Source organism: Bacillus sp. TL12, from assembly GCF_022625245.1.
In the GTDB taxonomy this organism is placed as follows: domain Bacteria; phylum Bacillota; class Bacilli; order Bacillales; family Bacillaceae_G; genus Bacillus_A.
Map to the genome: position 1 here is coordinate 1 of NZ_JAJJBY010000122.1, position 2280 is coordinate 2280.

Below are 2280 nucleotides of genomic sequence, written 5' to 3' on the forward strand. Positions count from 1 at the left end.
TATCCTGTTTTCTAGAGTGTAGCTTCATGTAGGAAACTTTGCAACAGAACCAGTTTTCGTATTTCTTCTGTACTGAGACCTGTGAATTTTGCAATGTCTTCTAATGGCATACCATTTTTATGCATACCACGAATTAATTGAATTCTCCCTTTCTCAATACCTTCTTCTAATCCTTCTTCTCGAGCATGAGCCAACTTAGCTTGTTCATCAAGAAGTAGCTTCTCACGAGCTTCATAAGCTGTTCGGAAAGAGGAATCATGACTCATATTTTCCCATTTATTTATTGCTTTTTGTAAAATTGGATCTTGATTCATTGCAATCTCCTCCAATGTTTGAGTTAAATGTTCATCTTCATGTGCTGGTAGTAATAACATCCAGCGAACAAATGCATTTTCCCATGGATTTACTTTTTCTTCACGCCATTGTTTGACCAATTTTGGAATTTCTACAAAATGAATTTCAATATCATCACTTAGTATCTGTTGCTTTTTAGGATTCCATAATTGTCCTATGGTGTGAAATGAATCATCCTGGGAGAATAATATAAAATCTAATAAGTTAATGGTAATGGTTTTCCGAAGTGAACGATACGGCATCCCTTCTTGCATTTGGGATGTATAGAGTTTACTCCAGTAATATAAAGATCGCTTTACCATATCATGTGTGTTCCGTAATTGAATTTCGATATTAACTTGTGTTCCATTATCTAGTGTTGCTAATAAGTCTAATATGGATAAATTATCATCTTCATAAGATTTATGAAGATGGGGATCTTCTAGTTGTAGAGATACAATAGGTGCATCTAAAGATTCTTCTAGGATAGCATTTAGAAATCCAATTAAAATCTCTTCGTTTCCCTTCGTTCCGAATAACTGTTTAAAAGCAAAATCAATTCGTAAATTTACTAATTTTGTGGACATGGGTTTCCTCTCCCTGTCTTTCTGTTCTTCTTACTATTTTATAATGTAATTCTTTATATAAGCAAATGCTACTTTTACCATTGTAGCTCTAATTCATCACAGTACACATCTAACTCCGTAAAACAATTTTGTAAATCCGCTTCAAAATTAATTTCACGAATTATGCTATCTACTTTTTGTTCTAAGTCTGGAATTGTACTGTAAGGAATATAGAATATGTACTCTCCTGAACGTTGTTCCATATTGTATTGTGATATGAGAAAGGATTCAATATTTTTTCGAACTTTCCCCTTTCCTCGTACAAATTTATTATTATTTTCTACACGTAACAACATACGGATGATGGCTGTTTGTTCCTTAGTCTTTTCATCTTTTTCAGTTTGTTTATTTTTTCGTATGTATCGGTAAAGCGTAGCTTGACTAATACCTGTCATGTTTACAATTTCTTGTATGCTATACTCTTTAGAATCATATAACTTTAATGCCCTTTCAATAAAGCTATTCTTAACACGGGGGCGTCCCCCTACTCTTCCTCTTGCTCTTGCACTTTCAAGTCCCTCTTGAGTACGTTGAGCAATTAAATCTCTTTCAAACTGGCTAAATGCTTGAAATACAGTTAACATTAGTTTTCCTTGAGGAGTGTTTGTATCAAACTGTTCTTTAATGCTAATGAGTTTAACGCCTTTACTCTCAAAATACTCCACCAGTTCAATTAAATCCTTTGTACTTCGTCCTAACCTAGAGAAACTTTCAACAACTAACGTATCCCCAGGCCGAATTTTATCCTTTAATCGGTTAAGCTCTGGTCGATCACTTTTTGTACCTGTCATTTTTTCAGTCAAAATTTCGGTACAGTTATATTCTTGAAGCATGTCTATTTGCCGAATCAAATCTTGTTGTTTTGTACTTACTCTCGCATAACCATAAATATATGAATTCATGAAATCACCTAACCTTTTCACAATAATTTTATCATAAAGGGTAGTTAAAGTTAATTTGATTTTGATAATAATTTTGATAACGAAGTTAAGCGATTTAGAAGGAGTTGTAACTTTAGGAGATAATTTGCGTAGTTTTTAAATGCTAAATTGCATATAGATTAAAAAGAGAAGTCTGTAAATTTGCAGACTTCTCTTTTTATATTATTCATTTTCACCAGTCACTAAAGAATCTCTCACTACTTCAATGACTTCTGTATTGATCTTATCTAAATGATTAATTTCTATTATGCGCTACGCTCTTTTATGTATATTTTGAGTGTACCCATAATAGACAAAACGGCATTTATAAGCCCTATAAATTGCATATGGAAATAAAAGTAAGTATATGACCTATTTTTACACGTATCTCGGCTGTACCC

At 32.9% G+C, this 2280-nt stretch carries 2 protein-coding genes; both read right to left on the reverse strand.

The features are described 5' to 3' along the window. Positions 1 to 11 precede the first annotated feature (11 nt). Positions 12 to 920: an Rpn family recombination-promoting nuclease/putative transposase gene (locus LOK41_RS27820; protein WP_241819328.1), complete on the reverse strand. Its 909-nt coding sequence runs from the start codon at positions 918 to 920 to the stop codon at positions 12 to 14. A gap of 74 nt (positions 921 to 994) precedes the next feature. Further along, positions 995 to 1861, reverse strand: a complete 867-nt coding sequence (locus tag LOK41_RS27825) for a recombinase family protein (protein ID WP_241819329.1) — start codon at positions 1859 to 1861, stop codon at positions 995 to 997. Positions 1862 to 2280 lie beyond the last annotated feature (419 nt).

What these genes read in the sequence shown, in the direction of transcription:
- LOK41_RS27820 (WP_241819328.1), bottom strand. Translation starts at nt 920, where the DNA reads ATGTCCACAAAATTAGTAAATTTACGAATTGATTTTGCTTTTAAACAG.
- LOK41_RS27825 (WP_241819329.1), bottom strand. Translation starts at nt 1,861, where the DNA reads ATGAATTCATATATTTATGGTTATGCGAGAGTAAGTACAAAACAACAA.